This window comes from Acuticoccus yangtzensis (assembly GCF_001927245.1).
In the GTDB taxonomy this organism is placed as follows: Bacteria; Pseudomonadota; Alphaproteobacteria; order Rhizobiales; family Amorphaceae; genus Acuticoccus; species Acuticoccus yangtzensis.
The window spans coordinates 53,578-79,417 of sequence record NZ_MJUX01000012.1 but is presented as its reverse complement, the minus strand read 5'-3'; the positions used below and the strand labels follow the sequence as shown (position 1 = coordinate 79,417).

20 protein-coding genes are annotated in these 25,840 nt (G+C 69.9%); 13 read left to right on the top strand and 7 right to left on the bottom strand.

Annotation, left to right across the window (positions count from 1 at the left end):
* Positions 1-53 precede the first annotated feature (53 nt).
* From BIX52_RS20900 to BIX52_RS20890, 3 genes are all read left to right on the top strand, one after another.
* The gene (locus tag BIX52_RS20900) at positions 54-398 is read left to right on the top strand and encodes an AbrB/MazE/SpoVT family DNA-binding domain-containing protein (protein WP_083660626.1); all 345 of its coding nucleotides are present in this window, start codon (positions 54-56) and stop codon (positions 396-398) included.
* Positions 399-405: 7 nt separating this feature from the next.
* The gene (locus tag BIX52_RS20895) at positions 406-813 is read left to right on the top strand and encodes a PIN domain-containing protein (protein ID WP_075223048.1); all 408 of its coding nucleotides are present in this window, start codon (positions 406-408) and stop codon (positions 811-813) included.
* Positions 814-1,080: 267 nt separating this feature from the next.
* Entirely contained in the window at positions 1,081-2,514 is a 1,434-nt protein-coding gene (locus BIX52_RS20890) for a DUF6880 family protein (RefSeq protein WP_075223047.1), read from the top strand.
* Between the two features lie 430 nt (positions 2,515-2,944).
* Here the strand turns inward: BIX52_RS20890 and BIX52_RS20885 are convergent, their stop codons facing one another.
* Together BIX52_RS20885 and BIX52_RS20880 are read right to left on the bottom strand one after the other, a co-directional pair.
* Positions 2,945-4,075 (bottom strand): ParB/RepB/Spo0J family partition protein, encoded by a 1,131-nt coding sequence (locus BIX52_RS20885; RefSeq protein WP_075223046.1) that lies wholly within the window; start codon positions 4,073-4,075, stop codon positions 2,945-2,947.
* A gap of 2 nt (positions 4,076-4,077) precedes the next feature.
* A complete protein-coding gene (locus BIX52_RS20880; protein ID WP_108676645.1) occupies positions 4,078-5,382 on the bottom strand; it encodes an AAA family ATPase in 1,305 nt (434 codons plus the stop codon).
* 363 nt (positions 5,383-5,745) lie between these two features.
* Between BIX52_RS20880 and BIX52_RS20875 the strand changes: the two genes are divergently transcribed.
* Complete coding sequence (locus BIX52_RS20875) at positions 5,746-7,665, top strand: alpha/beta hydrolase domain-containing protein (protein WP_075223045.1); 1,920 nt, start codon at positions 5,746-5,748, stop codon at positions 7,663-7,665.
* Positions 7,666-7,850: 185 nt separating this feature from the next.
* Here the strand turns inward: BIX52_RS20875 and BIX52_RS20870 are convergent, their stop codons facing one another.
* Positions 7,851-8,585 (bottom strand): GntR family transcriptional regulator, encoded by a 735-nt coding sequence (locus BIX52_RS20870; RefSeq protein WP_083552085.1) that lies wholly within the window; start codon positions 8,583-8,585, stop codon positions 7,851-7,853.
* Positions 8,586-9,161: 576 nt separating this feature from the next.
* On the opposite strand from BIX52_RS20870, the gene BIX52_RS20865 reads away from it, so the two are divergent.
* From BIX52_RS20865 to BIX52_RS20845, 5 genes are all read left to right on the top strand, one after another.
* Positions 9,162-10,187: a Gfo/Idh/MocA family protein gene (locus tag BIX52_RS20865; protein ID WP_075223044.1), complete on the top strand. Its 1,026-nt coding sequence runs from the start codon at positions 9,162-9,164 to the stop codon at positions 10,185-10,187.
* On the top strand, positions 10,187-11,416 hold the full coding sequence (locus tag BIX52_RS20860) for an NAD(P)/FAD-dependent oxidoreductase (RefSeq protein WP_083660636.1): 1,230 nt from the start codon (positions 10,187-10,189) through the stop codon (positions 11,414-11,416). Before BIX52_RS20865 ends, BIX52_RS20860 begins: the two co-directional genes overlap by 1 nt.
* 201 nt (positions 11,417-11,617) lie before the next feature.
* Positions 11,618-13,045 carry an amidohydrolase family protein gene (locus BIX52_RS20855; RefSeq protein WP_075223043.1) on the top strand — a complete coding sequence of 476 codons (1,428 nt, stop codon included), beginning with the start codon at positions 11,618-11,620 and terminating at the stop codon, positions 13,043-13,045.
* 269 nt (positions 13,046-13,314) lie between these two features.
* Positions 13,315-14,328 carry a TRAP transporter substrate-binding protein gene (locus BIX52_RS20850; protein ID WP_075223042.1) on the top strand — a complete coding sequence of 338 codons (1,014 nt, stop codon included), beginning with the start codon at positions 13,315-13,317 and terminating at the stop codon, positions 14,326-14,328.
* A gap of 221 nt (positions 14,329-14,549) precedes the next feature.
* Positions 14,550-15,395, top strand: a complete 846-nt coding sequence (locus BIX52_RS20845; RefSeq protein ID WP_139312832.1) for a hypothetical protein — start codon at positions 14,550-14,552, stop codon at positions 15,393-15,395.
* 70 nt (positions 15,396-15,465) lie between these two features.
* Here BIX52_RS20845 and BIX52_RS20840 read toward each other — a convergent pair whose 3' ends face one another.
* Together BIX52_RS20840 and BIX52_RS23330 are read right to left on the bottom strand one after the other, a co-directional pair.
* Positions 15,466-17,538 carry an acetate--CoA ligase family protein gene (locus tag BIX52_RS20840; RefSeq protein ID WP_075223040.1) on the bottom strand — a complete coding sequence of 691 codons (2,073 nt, stop codon included), beginning with the start codon at positions 17,536-17,538 and terminating at the stop codon, positions 15,466-15,468.
* A gap of 96 nt (positions 17,539-17,634) precedes the next feature.
* Positions 17,635-18,486, bottom strand: a complete 852-nt coding sequence (locus BIX52_RS23330) for an IclR family transcriptional regulator (protein ID WP_170126441.1) — start codon at positions 18,484-18,486, stop codon at positions 17,635-17,637.
* 821 nt (positions 18,487-19,307) lie between these two features.
* Here BIX52_RS23330 and repC point away from each other — a divergent pair.
* Positions 19,308-20,681, top strand: coding sequence for a plasmid replication protein RepC (gene repC / locus BIX52_RS20830; protein ID WP_075223039.1), 1,374 nt, complete (start codon positions 19,308-19,310; stop codon positions 20,679-20,681).
* A 98-nt stretch (positions 20,682-20,779) separates the two neighbouring features.
* Here the strand turns inward: repC and BIX52_RS20825 are convergent, their stop codons facing one another.
* Positions 20,780-22,084 carry a cytochrome P450 gene (locus tag BIX52_RS20825; RefSeq protein ID WP_083660620.1) on the bottom strand — a complete coding sequence of 435 codons (1,305 nt, stop codon included), beginning with the start codon at positions 22,082-22,084 and terminating at the stop codon, positions 20,780-20,782.
* A 332-nt stretch (positions 22,085-22,416) separates the two neighbouring features.
* On the opposite strand from BIX52_RS20825, the gene BIX52_RS20820 reads away from it, so the two are divergent.
* From BIX52_RS20820 to BIX52_RS20810, 3 genes are all read left to right on the top strand, one after another.
* Positions 22,417-23,451: a c-type cytochrome gene (locus tag BIX52_RS20820; protein ID WP_157956288.1), complete on the top strand. Its 1,035-nt coding sequence runs from the start codon at positions 22,417-22,419 to the stop codon at positions 23,449-23,451.
* Positions 23,452-23,644: 193 nt separating this feature from the next.
* Positions 23,645-24,361 (top strand): Crp/Fnr family transcriptional regulator, encoded by a 717-nt coding sequence (locus BIX52_RS20815; RefSeq protein ID WP_205647869.1) that lies wholly within the window; start codon positions 23,645-23,647, stop codon positions 24,359-24,361.
* A 245-nt stretch (positions 24,362-24,606) separates the two neighbouring features.
* Complete coding sequence (locus BIX52_RS20810) at positions 24,607-25,467, top strand: HWE histidine kinase domain-containing protein (protein WP_157956287.1); 861 nt, start codon at positions 24,607-24,609, stop codon at positions 25,465-25,467.
* Positions 25,468-25,564: 97 nt separating this feature from the next.
* Here the strand turns inward: BIX52_RS20810 and BIX52_RS20805 are convergent, their stop codons facing one another.
* Positions 25,565-25,780, bottom strand: coding sequence for a hypothetical protein (locus BIX52_RS20805; RefSeq protein WP_075223036.1), 216 nt, complete (start codon positions 25,778-25,780; stop codon positions 25,565-25,567).
* Positions 25,781-25,840 lie beyond the last annotated feature (60 nt).

Genomic DNA, 25,840 nt, shown 5'->3' with positions numbered 1-25,840 from the left:
GGCCGCCGGCGGTCGGACGCAGCGTTGCCCGGATGGGAGATGAAGGAGACGCCATGCAGGTCGCCAAGTGGGGCAACTCCCTCGCCGTCCGCCTCCCGGCCGAGCTCGTGCGAACGCTCGGCCTGAAGGAAGGCGACACCATCGACCTCGTCCCCGGCGCCCGCGGCGTCGAGGTCGTCCGCCAGCCCAGCCCGGACGAGGTGCTGGCCGGGCTGCGCCGGTTCCGCGGCCGCCTTCCCGCCGCAGCCCGCCTCACGCGCGACGACGCCCATCTGCGCGGCTCCGACGGTGCGGCGGACGGCTCCCCCAGAGCGGACGCCGGCAGCGAGGCCGGCCGCAGCGACGAGGACGGCAGCGAGAGGGGCAGCGGCGGGCCGGTGACCAGCGCCGCCTCCTGACCACCCGATGAGCGACGCCTTCGCCGACACCAACGTCGTCCTTTATCTGCTGGACGACGGCCCCAAGGCCGCGACCGCCGAGACCGTCCTCGCCCGGCGCCCCCTCGTCAGCGTCCAGGTGCTGAACGAAACCCTCGTCAACCTGCGCCGCAAGGCCGGCATGGACTGGGACGAGGCCGCCACCTTCCTCGCCGCCATCCGCACCCTGTGCCCCGTCGTCCCCCTCACCGCCGAGACCCACGACCTCGGCCGCGCATTGGCCGCCCGGCACCGCCTCTCCGTCTACGACGCGATGATCGCCGCCAGCGCCCTCCTCGCCGGATGCTCCACCCTCTATTCGGAGGACATGCACCCCGGCCTCGTCATCGAAGGCAGCCTGACCCTGGTGAACCCCTTCGCCGCCGATCCGGCCTGACCGCCGCCCCGCCCGATCCCGCGCCCGCCTTTATCTGGCGCCCACCACCCGCGGCGCGGCGTTTTCCGCCTGCGCGATCCTCTGAATGTCTGTCCCGCGGGACTTGCCGGCCCCCCGCCCCTGCGCGACAACCCAAGAGCGCCGCTGAACTGAGCGGCGCCGATGAACCGAGTGGCGCCGATCGAGCCGAGCGGAGCCGCCCCGCAGCCATTCGGTCCGCCCGCCGCGGGGTGACCGGCCGTCCCACCTCGTTCCACGGATCCGCCGATGGCCTCCAAAACCACCCTCAACGCCAAGAACCTGGAAGCCCTCGGCGCCGCCAAACTCGCCGAGCTCGCCCTCGAACTCGCCCAAGGAGACGCCGCCGCCAAACGCCGCCTCAAGATCGCCCTCGCCGCCGCCGCCTCCCCCGGCGAGGCCGCCCGCGAGATCCGCAAACGCCTCACCACCATCGACACCTCGCGCAGCCGCATCGGCTGGCGCCGCATGTCCGCCTTCGTCGCCGACCTCGAGATGCAGCGCACCGCCATCGCCGGCACAATCGGCCCCGCCGACCCCGCCGAAGCGCTCGACCTCATGTGGCGCTTCCTGTCGCTGGCCCCCGGCATCTTCGAGCGCACCGAAGACGGGTCAGGCCACGTCTCCGCCGTCTTCGACAACGCGCTCGACGATCTCGCCGCCCTCGCCGCCACCGTGCGCCCCTCCCCCGAGGCGCTGGCCGAACGCGTCTTCGCCGCCCTGCAGGAGAACGATCACGGCCAATATGAAGGTGTCGTCGGCCGCCTCGCCCCGGTCCTCGGCGCCGGCGGCCTCGCCCACCTGAAGAGCCGCCTCGAAGCCCTCGGCGCCGAGGCCGACACCCCGCCCCCCGAGGACGAGCGCGTCGTCGTCGGCTGGAGCCCCGCCGGGCCCCTCTACGCCCACGATCTCGAGCGGACACGCCGCACCATGACCGTGCGGCTGGGCCTGCGCGACGTCGCCGAGGCGAGCGGCGATGTCGACGCCTACATTGCCCAATATGACGCGAAGGCCCGCAAGGTCCCCTCGATCGCCGCCGACCTCGCCGCCCGCCTGATCGCCGCCGGACGGGCCGCCGAAGCGCTGGAGATCCTCGCCGCCTCCGCCCGGTCCAGCCTTCCCCGCCCGCCCGAGTGGGACGCCGCCAAGACCGCCGCCCTCGAGGCGCTCGACCGTCCGGACGAGGCCCAGGCCTATCGCTGGGAGCGCTTCGAGGCGACGCTCGACCCGGCCCCCCTGCGCGCCTTCATCAAGCGCCTCCCCGATTTCGAGGATTTCGAGGCCGAGGAACGCGCCATCGCCTTCGCCTCCGCCCATCCGGACGCCCTCCCCGCCCTCGCTTTCCTCACCGCCTGGCCCGCCCGCCGTGCCGCCGCCGCCTTGGTCCTCTCCCGCATCGCCGAGCTGGACGGGTCCGTTTACGACGTGCTCGTCCCCGCCGCCGAGGCGCTGGAGGCCGAGCATCCGCTGGCCTCCACCCTCCTCCTGCGCGCGCTGATCGACGACACCCTGGCCGCCTCCCGCTCCAAGCGTTACCGCCACGCCGCGCGCCATCTGACCTCCCTCGTCGCCCTCGCCCCCCGCATCGACGATTTCGGCCCCTTCGCGCCGCACGACGCCTACGTCGCGCGCCTCGACGAGATCTACCGCCGCCGCGGCGCCTTCTGGGCCGCCGTCGGGTGATCCCGGCGCCGGGTGGACCTGCTGTCGGTCCGCTCTCGCGTCGGTCTGATGCTGTGCAGGCGGAACCGCCTTTGCGAGGGGAGTTCCCCCCTCGCGCTCCCTCCGTCTCGCCGACGGGCAGGCGTCAGTTCGGGCTGAAGAAGCCCGAGACTGACAGCCTGTGACAAGGCTGTGAAGGAGCGTGACGGCGTCAAGGACCCGTGCTCCCCATGCTCGCCCGCCCCTTAAGGGGCGGCCTGCGCGTGGGTCCGCGCGGATCCTTGACCCCGCCACACTCCTTCGAGTCGGATGATGCGAGGCCGGTGTCGGGGCGATGGAAGATGGCCGAGGCGTTGTCGCGCTCGGAGAGCCAGCGGGGTAACCCACGGGTTACTTCGGAGGGGATCGTCTCACCGAGTGGCGGGTAACCCGCGGGTTACCCGGATCGGTGTCAGCCGAGGATGGCCAGCGTTTCGGCGAAGCGGCGCAAAGCCCGTTCCAGATCCTTCTGCGGGATCTCCGAAAAATCGCGGTCGGACGAAATCAGGCACTCGCCCTTGCGCACCGTCACGTGCAGCGAGCCGATCGACACACGGCGCCCCTCGGCCGAACCGGCCCGCGCGACCGCCGGCGCCGGAGACGTCTCACGCGGCCGCGGCGGAGCCGCCTCGGGCGCGGCGGACGGCGCATCCTCCGCCGCAGGACGCGCGTCGGCCATGAACATCGCGATGATGTTGCCCTGCGTCTCCGGCGACACCGCGTTCGCCAGCATCCGCTTCAGCCCCGCCGTGCGCTCCGGCTCCGCCTTCAGAACACGCGCGAGGTCAACGCCGACATTGCGCGACACCGCCTTTGGGAAGGGGAGCGCGCCGTCCAGCGCCTCCAGGAGATAGACGAAGCTCCTGATGTAGGACCGCTTCATCTTGTGCAGCGAGCCGTAGAGGTGACCCACCAGCGCGTCGGCGTCGTCGCCCTCCACCATAGGATCCGCCGCCGCGGTGATCGCCACCTGCGCCATCTCCGCGAACGTCAGATCCTCGCGGATGACGTTCTCCTCAACCATGTCGATGTATCGCGCGACACGGCTCGGTGCCGCCCCGTCAGCCCGCGGCTCGATCCGCGCGATCACGGTCGAAAAGCGCGCGTCCCCCGTCGCCTCGAAAAGCTGGGTGAGGGCGGTCAGACGCCGCCAGCCCTGCTTCAGCTGATAGCGCCCGCGATCGTCGACATAGACCGCCACAGGCTCCTTCTGGCCGCGCGCGCGGATCGAGGCCTTCAGCTCCTCCATCTCGTGCGAGGCGGCGACACCGGCAAGGTCGATCCGGTCGCGCGGCAGATCCGTGGTTTCGATCTCGGACAAGGGGAGGGTGACCATCAGGCGGCCCTCCGCCTCGGCGGTGCGCCACAGCTTGGCGTCCTCGGCGTTGCGGCGGCGCTGCTCGATCTTGGCTTCCGTGCTCTCGGCCAGGCTCTCCGCCGCCTCACGCACCGCGGCCCCCATCGGCCCCGGCGTGCGCGACCGCGACTTCACCTCGGGCGCGGCCTCCAGAGGCGCAAAACCGAACTTGTTGCGTCCACTCATCCTCAGCCCTTTCCGGCGCCGGACTCGGCCCGCCAGGCCGCCAGCACCGTGTCCTTCAGTTCCATATAGGCACGGTCGAAACTCTGCCGCGCCCGCTTCCAGGTGTCGCGCGTCATGGTGCGATAATCCTGCTCGTACACCGACATCTGAAACCGGCCCGACTGCTCCACCGCCCGCGTCATCTCGATCGGATTGGCGCACACGTCCGCGCCGAAGACGTTGCGGAACGCGCCCATCATCGCCGTGTGCAGCGGGTTCGCGCTCTCGAACCGCGTCATCAGAAGCCGCACGTCGGCGAAGCGCTTGGGGAGCGCGATGCCGGCATCTTCCGCAAGGCCCTGGTAGCCCTCCGAAATGTCGGCCAGAGCATCGCCGAGCTGGCCGAGATAGGAGGTGGTGGAATCATATTCCCAGTAGCCGGGGCCGGACGGGATATAGAGGATGTCCGCCGCGAAGGCCGCGTTCAGCGACTGGTAGCCGATCGCCGGAGGGCAGTCGAAGATGATGATATCGTATTGATCGTCCGGCAGCTCGTCGAGGTAGCGCGCGACGCAGCCGAAGAAGGACCACGCCTTGTGGAGCGCGCGGTACTGGGCGCTGGCGAACTCCACGAAGGCGGCGTTGGCGCAGGAGGGGATGATGTCGATCGTCGGCCAGCAGGTCTTCTGGATGAAGTCCTGCACCCGCTGCGCGCCGATCGACTGCACCGCCTCGGGAAGCTCGTCGGAAGAAGGGTAGGGGCAATCGTCGGGGTCGTCGAAGGAGGCGGCGATGCGGTCGGCCTCGCGGCAGAGATCGCGGCACATGATGCCCCAGACGGTGTTCCACTCTTTGACTTCGGTGAGGCCCATGGAGTGGGTGAGGGTCGCCTGCGGGTCGAAGTCGATGACGAGGACGCGGTAGCCGTCCAGCGCCGCCGCGTTGGCGAAATGCTGCGCCACCACCGTCTTGCCGACGCCGCCCTTGAAGTTGGACACCGCGACACGCATCGCCCGTCCGGCGGGGCGTTCGGGCAGCAGCGATTTGCCGCGCAGGCGCACGCGGCGGCGCAGCTCGTTGATCTCGTCCAGGGTGAACCAGCGCTGGCGGCCGTCGTCCTCCACGTGGCCCTGGGGCAGGGACGGGTCGTCGGTCAGCTTCTTCCTCAAAGTGTCGGCGGCGATGTCGAACATGAAGCTCGAGATTTCCCAGATCGAGAAGGGCCGCAGCGCCTTGGTCTCGGCCGGGGAGAAGGTGGCGCGGCGCACCGCGGCCTGCTGGGCCAGGCTGCGCTCGTTCATGGCGAGGAGGTCGGCGTGATCCCTCATTGCGGGTTCTCGTCTTTCAGCGCGTTGGCGCCGCGGCGGGCCGGGGGCGGCGCGAACGCGCGGCTCGGATCGGGCGGCTCGTATCGGGTGGAGCGCCGCGCGGGGCGGGCGCCGTCCGCGGATCAGATTCGGTGCTCGGTCTTAAGGTTACCTAAACCCATTCTCATTCTTCGGGGAGTGTGCCCAAAATCCCGCGTTTCGAAGACGGGGCCGAAAGAAGGGGATGGAGGTGACGCCCTCCAGCCTGCCCGGCCCGTCCGCCTGCGCCGTCCCGCCCGGCCGGGTGACGCGGCGTTTGACCGCGCCCCACGTTGGCGCGACGATGGCGGCCAGCCGGCGTGAGACCGGCAGGAGGAAACGACAATGCGACATCTGAAATGCGCGCTCCTCGCCGGGGCGGCGGTCGGGCTCGGCCTCGCCGTGACCACCCCCGCCAGCGCCCGCGTCACCCAGTTCGAGATCACGAGCCGCGCCGACGCCTTTGACGGCAAGACCTTCGGCGAGGTCGGCGCCTACGAGAAGATCGTCGGCATCGCCCGCTTCGCCATCGACCCGCGCTCGCCCCGCGGTCAGCGCATCGTCGGACTTGCCGAGGCGCCGGTGAACGGCGACGGCGAGGTGGAATTTTCCGCCGAGGTGACGATCCTGGCGCCCAAGGCCGGCGGCTCGGGCACGATGTTCTACGAGGTGCCGAACCGCGGCCGCACCTTGGCGCTGGGGCTCCTCAACCGCTCCGCCTCCGCCGGCAACACCTTCAACGCGGACGATCCGGGCGACGGCTTCCTGATGGAGGCCGGCCACACCCTCGTCTGGTCCGGCTGGCAGACCGGCCTCGGCGATACGCTGATCGACATGGAGCTTCCCGTGATCGAGGGAAGCCGCGGCACCGCGCGCGACGAATACGTGTTCGACAGCGACGAGGCGGTGACGGTGGCGCCGCTAACCTACCCGGCGGCGAACCCTAACGCGGCCCCCACCGTCACCGTGCGCGCCAAGGCGGAGGACGAGAGGCAGACGCCGGACGGCCTCTCCGCCCGCTTCACCGATGCCGGCCACGTCGAGATCACCCGGCCGCAGGGGTTCGACGCGGGCGCCATCTACGAGGTGATCTACGAGGCGACGGGCGACATGCCGACCGGCCTCGCCTTCGTCGCCACGGCGGACGTGGTGTCATTCCTGCGCGGCAACGGCGGGCATGATGCGGATGTGCCGATCGGCGGGATCGACCATGTGGTGGGCATGGGCATTTCACAGTCCGGCCGGTTCCTGCGCGACCTCGTCTACCAGGGCTTCAACGCGGATGCCGGCGGGGCGCGGGTGTTCGACGGGGTGATGCCGCACATCGCCGGCAGCCGGAAGACCTACACCAACTACGCCTTCGCCCAGCCCGGCCGCTATTCGCGCCAGCACGAGGACCACGACGTTCAGGGCGATCAGTTCCCGTTCGCCTATCCGGTGACGACGGACCCGGTGTCGGGCGAAACGGACGGCGTTCTGAAGGTGTGCGGCGAGACGGACACCTGTCCGAAGGTGATCCACACCGACACCTCGACCGAGTTCTGGCAGGCGCGCGCGGCGCTGGTCGGCACGATGCCGAGCGGCGAGGCGATCGACCAGCCGGACGATGTGCGGCTCTATTTCCTGGCCGGTGCGCCGCATTTCAACTTCTGGGGCGGATCGTCCGGCGCGACGAAGACCTGCGTCTACCCGTCCAACCCGGTGAGCGTGGCGCCGACCATGCGGGCGCTGACCGAGGCGATGGTCGCCTGGGTGGCGGACGGCACGGCGCCGCCGGCGTCGGTCTACCCGGTCGCGGACCAGTTGGTGGCGCCCGACGCGGTGACGTGGCCGGTGATGGACGGGGAGCGCCCGGCACCGCAGCCGAACCTCCTGAAGGTGCGTGACCACAGCACCGTGCCGCCGACGGCGGGGGCGGACTATCCGGCGCTGGTGCCGGTGGTGGACGCGGACGGGATGCCGGAAGGCGGCGTGAGGCAGCCGGTGATCGCCGCGCCGACGGGGTCCTATTACGGGTGGAACCTGAGGAAGGAAGGCTTCGCGCCGGGTGCCCTTTGCGGGCTGACGGGGTCGTTCATCGCCTTCCCGGAAAGCGCCAGCAACGCCGATTCGCGGCTGCCTCTGGGCGAGCGCTATGCGGACGCGGCGGCCTATGAGGCGGCGCTGGAGGAGGCGGCTGACGGGCTGGTCGCGGCCGGGCTGATGCGCGGCGCCGATATCGGCTGGTCGGTCGAGGCGGCCCCGGCGCTCGGCGCCGCGGACTGACCGCGGGGCCGGAAAGAAAGGTGAGAGGGGAGGGGGGCGACCTCCTCCCCGGAGGCCGCGGTGCCGCAATCGCCGGCGGGAAGATCAGCGGGCCAGGATCGCCGGGTGAGGATCGCCGGGCGAGGGCCGGAGAGCGAAGGTCCGCCGGCTAATAGTCGGCCCGGTAACGGTGAGCCGGGTGAGGATCAGCCGAGCGGGTCGGCGCCGCCATAGATGTCCTTTTCCAGCCAGCGCTCCTCGCTGAGGTCGAGGCTTTGCCGGACGTGGTCGAAGTGGGCGACGAACTCGGCGGCGGCGGCGTCGGCGCGTCCGGCGGCGATGTGGCCGGCAATCGTCACATGCTCGTGGGTGAGGCACAGAACGCCGGTCTTGCGCTCATAGACCGACTGGATCAGCACGGTGCGCCGGATGAGCGTGCCGAGGATGCGCTCCAGCACCGGATTGGCCGAAATGCGGGCGATGAGGAAATGGAACTGCATCGCCACGCGGTTGACGGCGTGGTTGGTGCGGAAGGCCTCGGTCTCGTCGGCGAGGTGGGCGTTGAGGGCGGCGATGTCGGACTTGGTGGCGTGGGCGCAGGCGAGGCGCACGGCGACCGCCTCGATCTCGCGCCGCGCCTCGTAGACGTGGCGGGCCTCGGCGACGGTGGGCCGGCTGACGAAGGCGCCGCGGTGCAGCTCGAAGCGGACCACGCTCTCGTCCCGCAGCCGTTCCAGGACGCGGCGCACGCGCGAGCGGGGCACGTCGTAGGCGGTGGCGAGCTTGACCTCGTTGAGGTGTTCGCCGGGGCGCAGGTGCTTGTCGATGATGGCGTCGATCAGGCGGTCGTAGAGGATGGCCTCGGCGGGGTGGCTGCCGCGCAGCCGTCCGCCCTCGGCGGCGGCTGTTGACCCCTCGGATGACCCCTCCTGCGATGACATGAACCGCCCCGTGTGCTTGCATCAAAACGCGGCCGAACAGCCCCGCGGGGCACCGGCCGCGCGTTCATGCCATGAACCGGTTCGGCGCCGGCCGCAGTCATAGACCGGGGCGCGACGAATTGCACATCATATTGCCTGCATCTGCCATGCGCCGGCCGGCGGTCTCCTGCACCCGCACTCTGGGTATTCCGGCACCGATCCGGCGGGGGACGGCGCGGCGCCTTCCGGCGCAGGGGCTCGCGTTCGGCCGGACGAGGCGGCGTGAGGGCGCGGCGGCGGCGCGAGAGGGCGCGCTCGTGTAGAGGTCACTGGCGCAATTGCCGAAAAGCAATCATATATCCGAAGGGTTGCAAAGGAGCGACCGGAGCGCGAGAGACCGGCTGGCGGATGAGCGACGGGCGGGCGTTGGGGCGTTTGGCCGCCGACCCGCGGCAGGCTCCGCGGCTGGGACCGTGGCCAGCGGCGGCGCGGGCGAAAACGGGCGGGGCGCAACGGGCCGGACGAGACGAGGCGGCGGGCAGGGCGATACGTGACGAGGCGAGACGGGCTGTGACGATGGGCGATAGGAAAGGCGCGATGGTCGAGATGAAGTGGGGCGTGCTGTCGACCGCCCGGATCGGTCTGAAGAACGCGATACCGGGGATCGCGGCGGCGGAAGGCTGCACGGTGGCGGCGATCGCCTCGCGCGATGGGGCGCGGGCGGAGGCGGCGGCGAAGGCGGCGGGCATCCCCCGCGCCCACGCCTCCTACGAGGCGCTGCTGGCGGACCCCGAGATCGAGGCGGTCTACAACCCGCTCCCCAACCATCTGCACGCGCCGTGGACGATCGCCGCGCTGAAGGCGGGCAAGCACGTCCTGTGCGAGAAGCCGGTGGCGCTGTCGGCGGACGAGGCACGCGAGGTGGAGCGCGTGGCGGCCGAGACCGGGCGCATCGCCGTGGAGGCCTTCATGGTGCGCCACCATCCGCAGTGGCGCAGGGTGCGGCGGATGGTGGCCGAAGGGCGCATCGGCACCCCGCGGGTGATTCACACCATCTTCGCCTACCACAACGTGGACCCGGCCAACATCCGCAACAGGGCCGACATCGGCGGCGGCGGCGGGCTCTACGACATCGGCTGCTATGCGATCGCCACGGCGCGGCTGGTGTTCGGCGCCGAGCCGGAGAGGGTGATCGGCGAATTCGACATCGACCCGGAGATGGGGACGGACCGGCTGACCTCGGCCATCGTCGTCTTCCCCGGCGGGGCGCGGCTGGTCTTCTCGGTGGCGACGCAGGGTGTGCCGCGCCAGAACGTGGAGGTGCTGGGCACCACCGGGCGCATCATGGTGCCGTTGCCGTTCAATGCACCGCCGGATCATCCCACGCGGCTGATCGTCGACGACGGGAGCGACGTCACGGGCGGGTCGGCCGAGACGGTGGAGGTGGGCGCGGCGAACCAGTTCACCCTGCAGGCCGAGGCCTTTCGCGCGGCGGTGCGGGGCGAGCGCGGGCCGCACGGCGCAGCGGGGCCGGAATGGGGCATGGACGATGCGGTGCTCAACATGCGGGTGATCGACGCGCTGATGCGATCGCGCGTCAGCGGTGCGTGGGAGCGGCCCTGATGGACCGGCAGGCGGCGGGAACATCCGCGGCGGCGGCAACGCGGGCGCTGCGCGAGGCGGCGGGGCTGAAGACCGTGGTGATCGGCGGCGGGGTGTTCGGCCTCGCGGCGGCGGTGCATCTGGCGCGGCTCGGCGCGGCGGTGACGGTGGTGTCGGCCGGGCCGCTGGGCGGCGGTGCGTCGGGGCGCTCCTTGTCGTGGCTGAACTCGGCGCGGCGGCGCTCGCCGGCCTATCATGCGCTGCGCATGGCGGGGCTGGAGCGCTACCGCACCCTGTCGCGGCAGGTGCCGGTGTCGGCCGCGTGGCTGCGGTTCGACGGCGGGCTGACCTTCGACGCGGAGGGGCCGGACAACGCCATCGAGGCGGTGGCGCGGCACGAATGGGACATCGGCTACGAGGCGCGCTTTCTGACGCCGGACGAGGTGGCGGCGGAGGTTCCGGGGGTGGATGCGGCCGCGGTGACGGGGCCGGGGGCGATCTTTAATCCGGGCGAAGGGTGGGTGGATCTCGGCGCGTTGATCGCCCATCTGGCGGCCGAGCTGCGGGCGCGCGGCGGCGTCGTGCTGGACGAGATGGGGCCGGCGGAACCCGTCGTCACGGGCGGGCGCGCGACGGGTGTGGTGCTGGCGGACGGGCGCCGGGTGGCGGCGGACCGGGTGCTCGTCGCCGCGGGTGCCGCGGTGCCGCGCATGTTGGCCGCGTTGGGTGTGGAGGTGGCCGACGCGACGCCGCTCGCCTGTCTGGTGAGGACGGCGCCGCTCGACCATCCCTTGAAGGCGGTGCTGAACACGCCGCGAGTGGCGATCCGGCCGGACGTCGGCGGGCGCTTCGTGCTCGACGCGGATTGGACGGAGGGGAGCATTTCGCCGGCCAAGGCGGGCTCCTACCGGATCGCGCCGGACACGGTGGCGGCGCTTCTGGCCGAGGCGTCGCGGGTGCTGTCGGGCCGGCCGGTGCTGGAGGCGCGCTCGTGCGGGATCGGGCCGAAGCCCATTCCGGGCGACGGTCAGCCGGTGTTCGGTCCGGTGGACGGTGTGGCGGGCCTGTCGGTGGCGTTCAGCCACAGCGGGGCGACGTTGGGGCTGATCGCGGGCGAGCTTCTGGCGCGCGAGATGGTGACGGGGCGGCCCGAACCCTTGTTGGAGCCGTTTCGTGTGGCGCGCTTCCTGGCGCGGCGCCCGTCGCTGCTGGCGGGGAGCGGTGCGGCGGGGGCGCTGGCGGAGATGTAGCGGCGCGCCGGCCGGCGGAGCGTTCGGTGCGGGGAAGGCGTTCGGTGCGGGGAAGCCGCGCGGTACGGGGGAGGCGCGCGGTACGGGGGAAAGCCGTGCGGTGCGGCGTTTCTGGTGCGGCGAAAAGGCGTTAAGGCTCTGCCTCTTGCACCTGGCGGTGAAGTGGCGCCGGGGCAAGGCGGCGGCAGAGGGAGACACGCCATGGCCAACCATTATGACGCGCTCTTGCGCGGCGGGCGCGTGGTGGATCCCGCGAACGGCATCGACGCGGTGATGGACGTGGCGGTTGCGGACGGTCGCATCGTGCAGGTGGAGCCGTCGATCCGCGGCACGGCGGCGCGCGAGCACGACGTGGCGGGCCGTGTGGTGATGCCCGGCATCGTAGACATGCACGTTCACCTGTCCGAATGGATGGGCGGGCCGGTGGGGCACCGCATGCTGGCGCTGGCCGGGGTGACGACCGCGCTCGACATGGCCGGGCCGATCGAGGGCATGGTCCGCACGACGGCGGCGCATGGTGTGGGCCTCACGGTCGGCTGCATCAGCTATGTGCGGCCGGGCCACACGGTGGGCTCGGCGAACCCGTCGCGGGCCGAGGTGGCCGACTACCTGGCCTCTGCGATGGGGGAGGGGGCGATCGGGCTGAAGCTCCTCGGCGGGCACTTTCCGCTGACGCAGGAGGGCTCGGCCACGGTGATCGCGGCGTGTGCGGCTGAGGGCGCCTATGTGGCCTTCCATGCGGGCACGCTGGAGACGCCGAACCCGTCCGTCGCGACACTTGCGGAGGCGTGCGGCCTTGCCGCCGGGCACCCGCTCCACATGCCGCACGTCAACTCTTATTGCCGCGGTTTCTCCGAGCCGGGGGTGATCGAGGGGCAGGCGGCGATCGAGGTTCTGGCGGGGCATCCGGCGATCTGGTCGGAGTCCTATCTGGCGCCGTTCAACGGATTTCCGGGGACGTGCTCGAACGGTGTGCCGGAGAGCAACGCGGCGCGGCGGGTGCTGACGGCGGGCGGCTATCCGCACACCGAGGCGGGGATGGAGCGGGCGATCGCGGACGGGTGGATCCACGTTCAGGCCGAGATCGGCGCCGGGGCGCACGCGGGCGTGGTGGGGCTGGTGACGGGCGCGGACGGTGTCGCGGCGTGGCGCGCGGCGGCGACGGCGGTGGGGGTGAGCGCGATGGTGAACGGGCCGGAGCCGCGCATCCACCTGGTGACGGCGAAGCGGCCGGACGGGGCCTTCGCGATCGACGCTCTGGCGACGGATGGGGGCGGGCTGCCGCGCAACGACATCGTTCAGCGAGGCCTGCCCTTGGTGCGGATGGACGCGCTGACGGTGGCGGAGTTCGTGACGAAGGCGAGCTGGACGCCGGCGCGGGCGCTGGGTCTGGCCGCGAAGGGTCATCTGGCGCCGGGCGCTGACGGGGACATCACGGTGCTCGACATGGAGCGCCTGGAGCCGGTGCTGAGCTATGCGGGCGGGCGGCGGCTGATGGAGGCTGGCGAGGTGTTCGCCGGGCCGAGCCGGTTCGTGACGACGCCTGCGGGCCGGGCCGCGGTGGAGGCGGCGGGGCTGGACGCGGTGGTGGTGGAGCCGGGGGCGATGCTTCCGCCGCGCAACGGCTGACGCGGGCGGGCTGACGGGCGCCGGTTGAGCGACGCGGGGCGGGCGCAGGCGGGGCGCGGGAGAGCGCGCCCCGGGGGTCGGCCGCTGGATTGGCGGAGGGTCGGCGGAGGGGCTGCGGTAGTGAAACCGAAGCTGAAACAACTTTCGCACAAGGCGCAAATAGTTCCGCGATCTCCCATGTTGATCTTGGACGAATGCTGCGTCTAAAGTGCGGCGCGGCACCAGAGGTGCAAATCATAAAGGTGCAGAAGCACCATTTGGGGGGAACTATGATCCGTTCGCTGCTGGCCGGCGCTGCGCTGGCGTCTTTCGTCGTGTCCGGCGCCCTGGCGCAAGACGTGACGCTTCGCATTCAGACGCACCACAGCCCGGAGTCCATTTCCGGTCAGGCCATTGGCCAGTTTTATGACGATATCGAGGTGATGTCCGGCGGGCGCATCGCGGTCGAGCCGTTCTATGCTTCCGCGGTGGTGAAGAGCACCGAGACCTTCGACGCGTCGATCAACGGCATTCTGGACGGCGACATGACGTCCGGCGCCTACCAGACCGGCAAGGACACCGCCTTCCAGTTCATCGGCGACCCGATGGGCGGCTACGATACGCCGTGGCAGATGTACGCGTGGCTTTATGAAGGCGGCGGCCTTGAGGCGGCGCAGAAGCTTTACAACGATCTCGGCATGCAGCTCATCGGCTGGCACATCGCCGCGCCGGAGTCCCTGGCGTCGACGACGTCGATCGGCAATCCGGAAGACCTGAAGGGGTGGAAGTTCCGCTCGCCTCCGGGGATGGAGACGCAGATCTTCGCCAACATGGGCGCCTCGCCGATCGTGATGGACTTCACCGAAGTCTTCACCTCGCTGGAGTCGGGCATCATCTCCGGTGCCGACATGTCGAACCTCGCCGTGAACAAGTCGTCCGGCCTTTACGACATCGCCAAGTATGCGTCCTTCCCCGGCTTCCATTCGATGCCGGCCGACCACTTCGCCATCAACAAGAGCGTGTGGGATGGGATGCCGGAGGATCTGCAGCGCATCATCGAGGTGGCGATGCAGAAGATGTCGTTCCGCCTGTCCCTGTCCGGCTCGGTGGCGACGCAGAAGGCGGCGCAGGAGCTGGCGGCCGAGGGTGTGACCATTCAGGACTGGTCGCCCGAGGACCGCGCGATCTTCCGCGAAGCCTCGCTGAAGGCGTGGGACCAGTTCGCCGACTCGGACGCGGCGCGCGAGCTGATCCAGATGCACAAGGACTTCCAGAAGACGATCGGCCTCACCAACGCGCAGTAAGCGGCGCGTATATGTTCGGGAGGGCGCCCAATGCTGGGCGCCCTTTCATTTTCGGTGTTGTCCCGCAACCTGGTCAAGGTCGGGCTCGCAATAGATAAGATTAATAGTGTGACACTTTTGTAACGAAGTCCTGTCCCGATCGCGTCGGGTCGCGTTTTCGCGTTGCTTGTCCGGCCCGAAATTATTCAAGCTTGCCCGATATTTTATATGGGGCTTATGGCATGAAAGTAGAAATATTCGGCGCCGTTGCGCTCTCGCTGATCACCTCGGGTTGCGTCACGACAATTGATGATTTCTCCCATGTTCCGATGCCGCCGGAGCAGTACGGCCTCAACATGGCGAGCCTGTTCTATTCGTCCGAATGTGAGATCGCCGATGCGCTTCTGTACATGAAGCAGCATGGAGAGAACCTTCAATTCTTGTCAGGTCTCGTTGCCAAGGCGACGTTCCTCTTGAATGTCATCGAGGTCACGGCGGTCAACGGTGGCACGACATTGATCCTCCCCTACACCAACGTGAAAATTACCGCATCGATCGGTGCCGGGATCAACGACACGCGCAATGTGCTGACGACCGTCGATGTCATCTACGACTTCGAAGAGATCCTCAAGCGCCGCGCCGGCTCGACGACGACGGGATGGTGCGAGGGTCCGCTCGACCAGTCCGACGAAGATCCTGACGTGAAGGCGCGGATCCCCCAGATCTTGAGGATCCAGAACGCGATCGGCGTCGGAGCGTGGTTCAAGGAAACCTATATCAGTATGCAGGCTCACGACATGGAGCCGACGAACCTGGCCTATAATGCGTCCTTCAAACTGAAGGCCGATGGCAACGCCGGTGCGAAGTTCGACCCCGCGGTCGACGACTTCGAGACGGTGGGTGGCGAGTTCGGACTCTCGGGGAGCCGCGAAGTCGAGCAGAAACTGAGCCTCGTGACGGCGAAGGCGAAGGACTTTCAAACAGCGCCCCGGACGCCCGGCTCGGTAAGTGCTTCGCTGGCGTCCGAGCTGAATCAAGCGCAGACGAACAACATTCTGCAGCAGACCCAATATGCGCCGCGGTTCTGAGCGGCTGCGCGGGCGATAGGTCGCGGGAGCGGATCGGCTCACACAACTGATCAACCCCCGTCGCAAGAGGTCAGGAGGGCGCGGCGACCTCGACCAGTGCGTCGACGGCGATGGCGCCGGTGGGGCCGACGATGAGCGGGTTCACGTCGACCGCGCGCACGTCGCGGGCGGGTGAGGTGAGGAGGGCGCCGATGGCGGTGGCGGCCGCGGCGACGGCGCCGGCGGGAAGCGGCGGGCGCCCGCGCACCCCGGCGAAGAGCGGCGCGATGCGAAGGCGCGTGAGGGCCGCCGCCGCCTCCGCCTCGCTGAAGGGAGGCAGGAGGAGGACGTTGTCGGGCATCGCCTCCACGGTAATGCCGCCGTCGCCGATCACCACCACAGGGCCGAGCACGGCGTCGTGGTAGCCGCCGACGACGAGTTCGCGCTCGCCCTTCACCATGTCCGAGAGGAGGACGCCTTCGAACGGGTGGCCGAGGCGGGCGACGGTTGCGGCGATCTCCTCGAAGGCGGCGGCGAGGGCGGCGTCGTCGGCGATGCCGAGGCGCACCAGGCCGTGCTCGGACTTGTGCGGGATCGCCGCCGACGAGGCCTTGAGGACGACGGGGCCGGGCGCATCGGCGAGGAAGGCGCGGGCTTCCTCCAAGGTGGCGCAAACACGGTGGCGCACGGTGGGGACGCCCGCGGCGGCGACGGCGGCGAGCGAGTCCGCCTCCGACAGGCTGGCCAGCGGCGCTGCGGGGCGCGGGGGTTCGAGCGCGCCAGGGCGGGAGGCGGCGATCAGCTCGTGATGACGCACGAACTGGGAGAGCGCCTCGACGGCGTCGTCCTCGGTGGTGAAGACGGGGACGCCCGCGGCGGCGAAGGCGGCGCGCACGTTGGGCTGGGGCGCGGCGAGCACGACGGGCTTGGCCCCGGCCTTCAGAAACGCGCCGGTGTCGGCGGCGAAGCGGGGGAAGTCGTAGCCCTTGCCGCTGACCGGGATGCCGATGAGGAACATGTCGGTTCCGGCGTCCTTGCCGGCGGCGGGCAGGACGCGGCTGAAGAGGCCGCTGTCGGTGAGGAGGGCGGCGGTGATGTCGACCGGATTGCGCGGCGAGGCGAAGCCCGGAAGGATGGCGCGGATCTCGTCCTCGATGGCGGGCGGGAACTCTGCCATGGCAAGGCCCTCGCGCTCGGCCGCATCGGTGGCGAGGACGCAGGTGGCGCCGGAGTTGGAGACGACGGCGAGTTTGCGCCCGGCGGGGCGCCAGCCCTTGAGGTAGAGCTCCGCAGCGGCGACGAGGTCGCGCATGCCCTTGGCGCGCCAGATGCCGTTTTTGGCGAAGAAGGCATCGACGATGCGGTCCTCGGTGGCGATGGCGCCGGTGTGGGACTGGGCGGCGCGGGACCCCGCGTCCGAGCGGCCGGACTTCACGGCGATGATGGGGACGCCGCGCTCTTTGGCGGCGGCGGCCGCTGCGGCGAGGGTGGCCGGATCGCCGAGGCTTTCGAGGTAGAGGAGGAGGAGTTTCACCTCCGGGTCCCGAACCACCTCGGCGGCGAGCTCGGCGGCGGTGACGTCGCAGTCGTTGCCGGTGGCGTGGCAGTGACGCACGCCGATGCCGCGGGCGCGCAGGAGGCCGTAGGGCACCACGCTCATGGCGCCGGACTGGCTGATGCAGGCGACCGGGCCGTCCGCGGGTTCGGCCTCGATGAACATGGTGGAGAATGAGAGGACCGCGCCGGTGCCGAAGTTGGCGAGGCCCTGGCTGTTTGGGCCGACGAGGCGCATGCCGGCGCGGTTCGCGGTGGCGCGCATCTCGGCCTCGATGCGTTTGCCGTCCGGGCCGGTCTCGCCGAAGCCGCTCGCCATGATGATGGCGGCCTTCACCCCGGCGGCGGCGCAGGCGTTCACTTGTTCGGCGACGGCGGAGGCGCCCGCGACGGCGATGATCGCGGCGTCCGGCACCGCGGGGAGGGCGGTGAGCGAGGGGTAGGCGGTGAGGCCCTGCACGGAGGGGCGGGCGGGGTTGATCGGGTAGATCGCGCCCTTGAAGCCGAAGCGGCGCAGGTAGGCGATGGGGCGGCCGCCGATCTTGTCCGGATTGTCGGACGCGCCGATGACGGCGACGCTGGCCGGGGCGAGGAGGGCGGAAAGGCTCATGCGGCGCCGGCCGGGCGGAGGGCGGCGGCCTCGCGGCGGGTCATGGCGGTGAAGCCGGTCTTCATAAGGGCGTCTTCCCTCAGTCTTTTCGGGTCTTTATTGCCGCTCCGGGCGGGAAGGGGGGCGGTGATCCGCCTCCAGCTCGCGGCCCGTGGCGGGGGTGGAGAGGCGTTCGGTCATCGCGGCGGCCTCGTGGCGCAGGAGCGCGGCGGCCCGGTCGCGGCGCTGTCCCGACAGGCGGTCGCCGACGGCCGCGACGCTGAGGGCGGCGACGACGAGGCCGGAGGCGTCGCGCACCGGAACGCCCATGCCGGTGACACCGGGGATGACGACGTGGGGAAGGTCGGTGACGCCCTCGGCGCGGGCGGTGGCGGCGTGGGTGCGGATGGCGTCCACGGTCAGGGTCGGGTAGGCGCTGGCGAGGCGGGCGCGGTTGGCCGCCAGAGCGTCTTCGCGTTCCGCGTGTGGAAGCCAGGCGAGAAGGGCGAGGCTTCCCGCTCCGACGCCGAGGGGACGGCGGCTGCCGATGTCGAGCGAGAGGGCCTGGACGGGATAGGCGCCGACGTGGCGGTCGACGCAGAGCGAATCGTTGCCGCTGCGCACGGACAGGAAGCTGGAATCTTCGAGGTCGCGGCAGAGGCGGGCGAGGGAGGGCCGGGCGGCCTGGCGGATGCGGTTCTGGCCGACCGGGGCGCCCAGACTGGCGAGGAAGGAATCGTCGACGCGGAACCTGCGGTCGGTCCCGCGGGACAGGACGCCGAGGGAGACGAGGCTGGCCAGAAGCCGCGAGGTGGAGGCTTTGTGGAGGCCGAGGGCGAGGGCGATATCGGTGGCGCGGGCGCCGGCCGTTCCGCTCAGCGCGACGGCGCGCAGCGTGGTGACGGCGCGTGCCACGCCCTGCATCTCGTCCATGTCGCCCGGTGCGCCTTTGAAGTTGGACCGGAGCACGGCGTACTCGGCCAGGGGGCGAGGGTAGGACCGAAACCGGCCGCGGGGCAAGGCGGTTCGCGCGCGCCGGATGTGCCGCCGAGCGCGGCACCGGCCGGCTGTCGCAACCGGCCGGCTGTCGCAACTGGCGCCGCGCGAGGGCGCACCTGCGGGCGTTTGCGCCGGTGCTGAGGCGGACCCGTTGTTTCCGGCCGGGCGGTGAATGACCGGGCCCAGCGCACCGCCGGGGCGCGGGGCGGGATTCGTCAACCTCGGATTAACCCTAATCGGCGTTTCCATTTTGCCCGGATTTTGCGGGTTGGCGATGTGGGGCGGGACGGGTTCGCCGCGATTTCGCGCAGGTTGCCTGGCGATCCCGTATTTCGGGCGGAGCGGGACAAGATCGCGATCTTTGCCGGCAGCGCGGGAAGAATGCCGCTGAAGGTCATGGTGCGACTCCACAGGGCGGGCGGAATCGGGCATGTGTGACTGAGGGGCCGGGTGTGCCGGTCCGAACGAGGGTGAGGCCGTGAACGGGCGAGACGACAGAGCGACCCCGGCACAGCTGATCCGAACGCCGCGCGGCGCCCTCTGCGAGGGCTGGCGGGGTGGAGACGTGATGTAGAACCTGGGCAAAGTAAAAGGCCCCGAAGCGCCAACTTCGGAGCCTTTTGGGCTTCACCAGCGAAGTGGCGAAGCGGTCGTGTCGCAGCACCGTTATGCCCCTCCGCGAATCGCGTGTCAACAACACCGAAGCCGGTGATCCCTCCCGCTTTGCCCGACACCTGGAGGGGTCGATGCACCTGGCATCCCGCGGGGGCCGGCAGCCGGTGAGGGCTGCCGTGACCGCCATTTGTCGCGGCGCGCAGCACCATGGCGCCGGCGGATGCGCCGTTGCGCGCGCCGCCGTGCCGGACGATGCGCAGGAGGGCTCGGCGCCCGCCGGCGCGGTGACGCGCAAGGAGTTGGGGCGCGTGTTCCGTGACGCTCAGGAGGCGCTGCGGCTCCGGCCGAGCCTGCGCCTCGTCCTCGGCGAGCTCGTTGCAAGCTGGGGCGAGCAGGCGTGGGACCGGCTGATCGTGTGGCCGTCCAACGCGCATTTGGCGCGCCGCACGGGATTGTCGGAGCGCGGGCTGCGGGTGGCCTTTCGGTCGCTGGCCGAGCTCGGATTGATCGCGCCCAAGGATTCGCCCAACGGCAAGCGCTATCCGGTGCGCGACGGTGCGGGCGACATCGTCGACGCCTACGGGTTCGATCTGACGCCGTTGTTCAGGCGGCGGGCGACGTGGGCCGAGAAGGTCGCCGCCCAGCGCGCCGAGGCACGGCTGGTGAAGCAGCTTCACGACGAGATCACCATTGCGCGGCGCGCTGCGGGGGAGATGCTGGACGCGATGGCGGCCCTCCCCGGCGGTGCGCCCGAGGCGATGGTCGCCGCCTTCGAGGTGCTGGCGGCGCGCACGCCCCGGCGCGGCACGGCGGCCCCTGCGGACGGGCTACTGGCCGATTGGATGGCGCTGCGTGAGCGCGTGGAAGATGCGTTCGCCGCCGCCGCTTCGCCCTCCGTTGCCGCGCTGGGCTGCGAGATGGGTGGCCGGCAGGGTGGCGACACCAGCGACGACACGACCGGTGAGGTGAGCGACGACAGGGCCGGCGATAGGACCGGCGGCGGTGATCGGGCGGTGGAGCGCAGCGGGGATGGTGCAGCGACGGCGCGTTCGGGACCGGCCGGTGAGCGCCACGCCGGCGGGCGGTTGTCTTCTTCAGCCGCCAATGGCGGCACGGCGTGCCGGCACAAAGAAAGCCAAAACGAATCCTTCAGAAGAACTTGTCAAAGCCGGGACGGGCTGGAGCGACACGCACCGCCGCCCGAGATCGGCATCGCGTGCCCGGTGGTGGCGCGAACGGGGCTGCGATTGGAGCGGGCCAGCGATGCCGTCCCCGTCGCGCACCGGCTGAGGCTGATGCTGGGGGCGAGCGAAGAGGTCTGGAAGGAAGCGACCCACACGCTCGGCACGATGAAGGCGGCGCTCACGGTGATCTACGTTGCGCAGCTTTACGAGGACGATACCCGCCGCCGCGGTGGTGAAAGCCGCATCCGCAATCCGGGCGGCTATCTGCGAGCGTGCACGCGCATGGTCGCGGCCGGACGCATCGATCTCGCCGCCGAACTCACAGCGCTCGAACGGCGCCACACCCGCGCGGCCTTGGTGTCCTGAGGTCCGTCGAAAACTGCCGAAGGATCACGATCGGCCCTGCGGAGGGAAAAACGATGCGTAGGGAGCCGGAAGTCGCCGCAAGCCGCGCATGTCCCGGCTCACAGAGACGGATGGTGTGCGGCCCGGTGCGGCATGACGTCGGCGATGCGCAAGCCGCTCTCAGGTTTCGCGGGCATCCTGTCGAGAGCGACCGTGAGATCCTGGGGCGGCACCGTGTAACTCATTTCGTCGAGGAGAAGCCGTGTCGCCTCGGCCATGATCGACACGGTGAATTGCTCGCCCGGACAGCGGTGATCCGTCGTCGCGTCACCACCGCCGTGCGGGATGAAGTCGAAGCCTTGATCACGCCAGGATATTGCGCGGTCCAGCATGAACACGTCTGGATCAGCAAAGCGCCGCGGGTCGTGGTTGGTGCCGTAAAGGTCGAGGAGCACCCAGTCGCCGGCATCGAAGGTGTGGCCGTCCCAGGTGAAGGGTGCCTTCACCTTGCCACCGACCAGCGGGAAGAACGGGTAGAGCCTGCGCACCTCCTCGGCGAACGCGATCCGCCGCTCGCGCGGCGCGCCGGCCAGGGTGGCGGCGATCTGCGGGTGTTGATGCAGGGCCAAGGCGGCGAACATCACGTAGCGGGCGACGGCTGCCACGGGGCGCAGAACGTTGAGGATTTCGACGGTGGCGTCTTCCACCGACAGGGGCGTACCCGCCTCGTCGCAATGGCGGGCGATGACGCGCACGGGTGCGTCTTGCGCGATATCGGCGCGCCCTTCGCGGATCTGCGTCACGAGGCGGGCGATGTCATGCTCGACCTTGCGGCGTCGCCAGAGGGCGCGCAGGACCGCCGGGCCGATGCTGCCGGCCTGCTCGACCATATCGCTCAGCGCGCGAGCCATCGCTGGATCGGAACGGCCGTTCTCCGGCAGTCCCATCCATCGGCACACGGAGCGGGTCAAAATGAGGTAGGCTTCATCGAGCAGCACGACGAAGGGTCGGCGGGCCCAGCCGGCCATCGCTTCGCGCCACGCGTCGCGGAACGCTTCGGTGATCTCGGCCGTCGCCGTCTCATTCATCAAGAGGTCGATGAACAGCGCTTTTCGGTGGCGGTGCGCAGATCCGTCGAGTTGCTGCACGCTGCCCTTGTCCTGAAGCAGGCGCAGGACCGTAGGCGGCATGGCGCCCTGGGTCCGGGTGAAGTGGTTCCCGCCGTAAAACATCCGTGCCGCGCCGGATCCGCGCGCGCACAGAACCGGCCGGAGGAGGATGCGCGTGCGGAAGCGATCCGTCGCCAGCGCATCGCAGTGCTGAGAGATGAAGGTGTAGCCTTGCCTGAGGAAGGCGAGGGTGTGATCGCCGGCGAGGCGGGGCACGGTGGCGGTAGACGTCATGGCGGCGGCCTCTTCGCGCAATCGTTGACCTTGGAGGGGTGACCGATCGGCCCGCCGGCAGCGGCATGTGAGATGGCGGCCCGCGCCGATGTCCGACTGAAACGGTGGAAAGCGTCCGGCAGCGATTCACGAGAAACAACAGCACGGCGGCTTCGATGGTTCCGGCCGCCGCCAGGGGGGCGGGATCGACGAGCGATCACAGCCGGAGGCGGTTGCTCAGCGTGGCGGATAGACGGTGCGTGCGTCTTCGGCCGGTACCGGGTGGACCCCAGGACCGCGATGCCCGATCTCGACATGAGCGCCGGGGACGCTGCGATCATGGCCGATTACCTCTACAGGGTCGGAGGCGGCGAATGACACGTCATGCTCTGCGCCTCGTGAACGCGCTCGCGTGGACGACGGTGCTGTCCGCGGTGGCGCGGACCGGGCCGCAACCGTCCCGCCGCCGGGTGACGCGACGGACCGGCGTCTGGCGTCTTGCCGCAGCAGCGGGCGCGGGCGCCGCAGCCACGGGTCTGATCGTCGTGATCGCCCTGGGACTGTGGAACCTCTCGGCCACGCAAGGTCATCCGCGGATCGTCTACGACGCGATTGCGGTCGCGCGCGACGCCTCCATCGCGATCCAGACGCGCAACATCACCGTCCCTTCGGACTTCGCGCCGGCGCTGAGCGAAGAAGGCGCCCGGCTCTACCAGGCGCACTGCGTCACATGTCACGGTGCTCCGGGGGTGGCCCCCTCGTCGCTGGCGCTCGGCATGAATCCGCTGCCGACGCCGATCGTCGCCGCCGCCAGAGCCAGGCCCGCGCGCGAGATCTTCTGGCTCGTCAAAAACGGCCTCAGGATGACCGGGATGCCGGCATGGGACGTGCGTCTCACCGAGGCGCAGATGTGGACCATCACCGCCTTCACCGAAGCGTTGCCGGACGTTTCGCCGGCGCAATACAAGACCTTCGTGAACGGGCTCGGCGAGGAGCTGTCACCGCCGCCCGATATGGCGCCGGACATGTCGTCGCCCATGGCGCCGGACAATGATCTCGTTGTTCGGGGCGAGCGCGCCATCCGCATGTACGGTTGCCACGGCTGTCACGACATTCCGGGGGTCGTCGGCCACGAGACGGCGGTCGGGCCGAGGCTCGAGGCCATCGGCGAGCAGCGCTTCCTCGCCGGGGTTCTGCCGAACACCGAAGCGGCGATGGTGCGCTGGCTGATGGAGCCGACCCACGTCGACCCGTTGACGGCGATGCCGGACCTCAACGTCACGCGACCGGCCGCAGAGGCGATGGCGGCCTTCCTCTACGCCGGAAACCCGCCCGAACGCCATGCGCACGATGATGAAGGCGGAACCCGAGAGGCCGTTCATCATCAACCGGCGGATGTTGCCGAGTGATCGTTCCGCGGGTGATGCCCGCCGGCATGAGCATCCCCATGCGGGACCCGCGTCGCGGAGTGGGATGGTGCGGGCCGAGGGGGCGAGGCGCCTTCTCGCGCAGGGGCGCGCGCCTGCCGGGCGCTAGGCCAGTGGCGCACCTTGAAACCTGCGGCTGGCTGGTGCCGGAGCGCCGTGTGATACGTGTCGGCCTATGATGTTTCATCCGCTCATCCAAAAGATTTCGAACTTCACGCAGCTCGACGATGGTGAACGGCGCGTTCTCCATGAGGTTCTCAGCGAGCGGGTGCGCGTGTTCGACCCGCGGCACGTGCTGCTCCAGGAAGGGATGTCGCCGCAACACGTCTACGTGCTGATCGACGGATGGGCTTATCGCTACAAGATCCTCCCGGACGGTCGCCGGCAGATCACATCGTTTTTGCTCCCCGGTGATCTATGCGATTCGCATATGTTTGTTCTTGCGGCGATGGATCATTCCATCGCTGCCCTTTCGTCGGTTACGGTCTCCGAAGTGGGACGCGAGTCGTTCGTAGATTTGACGACCCGCTCGCCAAAACTCGCGCGGGCGCTGTGGTGGGATACACTTGTGAGCACCTCGATCCAGCGTGAGTGGACCGTCAACATCGGGCGCCGCGATGCGACCGAGCGCATGGCGCACCTGATCGTCGAGATCATGTTGCGGCTGCAGAGTGTCGGACGTGCCGGCAATGGCGCGTTTTCGTTTCCGGTGACCCAGGGCGAACTTGCCGATGCCTTGGGGATCACCACGGTTCACGCCAACCGGACATTGCAGTCGCTGAGGGCGGCGGGATTGATCCTGTTGGAAAAGCGGCACCTCACCGTCTTGGATCTCAGTCGACTGAAGCAAATCGCGATGTTCAATCAGCGCTACCTTCATCTCGACGAATGACGAAGCGGCAGCGTCCCGGACCTGGCTCGAAGTTTTGACAGGCACGGCCTTGGCCCACTGCACCTTTCCATAGAGTTTGCGTCATGAGCACAACGAGGAATACGGGATGGCGCGCGATCGAACGGCATCCTTGGGACGCGTCTGCGCTCGGCCCGATGCGCGACTGGCCGGCCAGCCTTCGAGGTGCGGTCGATCTTATGCTGGCTTTGCCCTGTCCGGCGTCCGTCCTCTGGGGACGAGAGCTCGTGTTGATCCCGAACCGGCCGTTCGCATCGTTGTGGCCGGGGCCGAGGGCGCCGCTGGGCTGCGACGCGGTCGCGGCGTGGCCGCAGGAGTGGCCGGGCGGTGACCGCGTCTGGTCGGCCGTGCGCGGCGGCGACACGGTGACGAGGATGATGGAGAGTGGCCGCTCCCTCGTCTTCAGCGCCTTGCGCGGCGAGGACGGTGATGTCGCCGGGATTTTGGTGATCATCGGGTCGCTCGGCGACGACGTGGAAGTCCGCCGCAGCCGCGTGCAGCACGAGCGCAGGAATGCGGTGGCGTGGGTCCGCTCGATCGCGAAGCGCACCGCCCTCACGAGCGTCGACGTCGACGACTTCCTCATGCACCTGGACGGCCGTGTCGACGTCTTCTCGCGGGTCGATTCGGCGATGTTGCTTTATTCCGGCGGGATCCCGCTCGCCTCCCTCGTCGCGTCCGAGCTGTTGGCCGCCGGTGCGCAAGAGGACGAGACGCTCAAGTACGACGGCCCCGATGTGATGATCGACGCGCGCGCCGCACGCACCGTCGCGCTGGCGCTGCATGAGCTTGCGACCAACGCCGTCAAGTTCGGTGCGCTCGGCATCGAGGGTGGGCGGATTGCCGTGCGCTGGCGGGTGGACGATGGTCGCGACGGCCGCCGCCTGATCTTCGAGTGGATCGAGGACGGCCTTCCCGCCGCACCGACGCTCACACATCGCGGGTTCGGCTTCGAAGTGTTGGAGCGGACGGTCGTCTACGAATTGGGAGCAGAGACCGTGATCACGGCTGAAGCCGGAGGAATCCACGTGACGATCGACGCGGATTGGAACCGGCTTCAGCCGACTGCCGGAGGGGGATCGGCCTAAGGCGGCCGCCCACCCCGGCGGTGATGACGGCGCAGCTCCTCACCGTCGGCGTGGGCGCCGTTGTCGACCTCGCGGCGGCGGAGCGCTCGCCCGCCGCTCAACCCGGCTGACGCCGTTCCTTGCGAAGGGCCTCGTCGACCTCCTTGGTCGCGGGAGGATCACCTGCGGCTTCATCGTCCGTGCCGAGAGGTGAAGCCGCCGGGTCGGGGTGGTCCACCTTGTCGCCGGTGTGACCACTGTCGATCTCCTTGCGAAGCTGCGCCGTGGTCGGACGGTCCGGCTCTTGGTCCGAACGGTCTCTTTCGTGGGTCATGTCGTTGTCCTTCACGTTCGCTGTGGCGGTGTCGAAACTCGCGCGAGGGGCGGAACGTTC

Bases quoted from the DNA above. Each gene is read 5' to 3' on its own strand.
- BIX52_RS20805 (WP_075223036.1), bottom strand. From the start codon at position 25,780: ATGACCCACGAAAGAGACCGTTCGGACCAAGAGCCGGACCGTCCGACC.
- BIX52_RS20845 (WP_139312832.1), top strand. From the start codon at position 14,550: ATGAAAGTAGAAATATTCGGCGCCGTTGCGCTCTCGCTGATCACCTCG.
- BIX52_RS20850 (WP_075223042.1), top strand. From the start codon at position 13,315: ATGATCCGTTCGCTGCTGGCCGGCGCTGCGCTGGCGTCTTTCGTCGTG.
- BIX52_RS20865 (WP_075223044.1), top strand. From the start codon at position 9,162: ATGGTCGAGATGAAGTGGGGCGTGCTGTCGACCGCCCGGATCGGTCTG.
- BIX52_RS20875 (WP_075223045.1), top strand. From the start codon at position 5,746: ATGCGACATCTGAAATGCGCGCTCCTCGCCGGGGCGGCGGTCGGGCTC.
- BIX52_RS20895 (WP_075223048.1), top strand. From the start codon at position 406: ATGAGCGACGCCTTCGCCGACACCAACGTCGTCCTTTATCTGCTGGAC.
- BIX52_RS20880 (WP_108676645.1), bottom strand. From the start codon at position 5,382: ATGAGGGATCACGCCGACCTCCTCGCCATGAACGAGCGCAGCCTGGCC.
- BIX52_RS20840 (WP_075223040.1), bottom strand. From the start codon at position 17,538: ATGAGCCTTTCCGCCCTCCTCGCCCCGGCCAGCGTCGCCGTCATCGGC.
- BIX52_RS20885 (WP_075223046.1), bottom strand. From the start codon at position 4,075: ATGAGTGGACGCAACAAGTTCGGTTTTGCGCCTCTGGAGGCCGCGCCC.
- BIX52_RS20860 (WP_083660636.1), top strand. From the start codon at position 10,187: ATGGACCGGCAGGCGGCGGGAACATCCGCGGCGGCGGCAACGCGGGCG.
- BIX52_RS20815 (WP_205647869.1), top strand. From the start codon at position 23,645: ATGATGTTTCATCCGCTCATCCAAAAGATTTCGAACTTCACGCAGCTC.
- BIX52_RS20870 (WP_083552085.1), bottom strand. From the start codon at position 8,585: ATGTCATCGCAGGAGGGGTCATCCGAGGGGTCAACAGCCGCCGCCGAG.
- BIX52_RS20820 (WP_157956288.1), top strand. From the start codon at position 22,417: ATGACACGTCATGCTCTGCGCCTCGTGAACGCGCTCGCGTGGACGACG.
- BIX52_RS20855 (WP_075223043.1), top strand. From the start codon at position 11,618: ATGGCCAACCATTATGACGCGCTCTTGCGCGGCGGGCGCGTGGTGGAT.
- BIX52_RS20900 (WP_083660626.1), top strand. From the start codon at position 54: ATGCAGGTCGCCAAGTGGGGCAACTCCCTCGCCGTCCGCCTCCCGGCC.
- BIX52_RS20890 (WP_075223047.1), top strand. From the start codon at position 1,081: ATGGCCTCCAAAACCACCCTCAACGCCAAGAACCTGGAAGCCCTCGGC.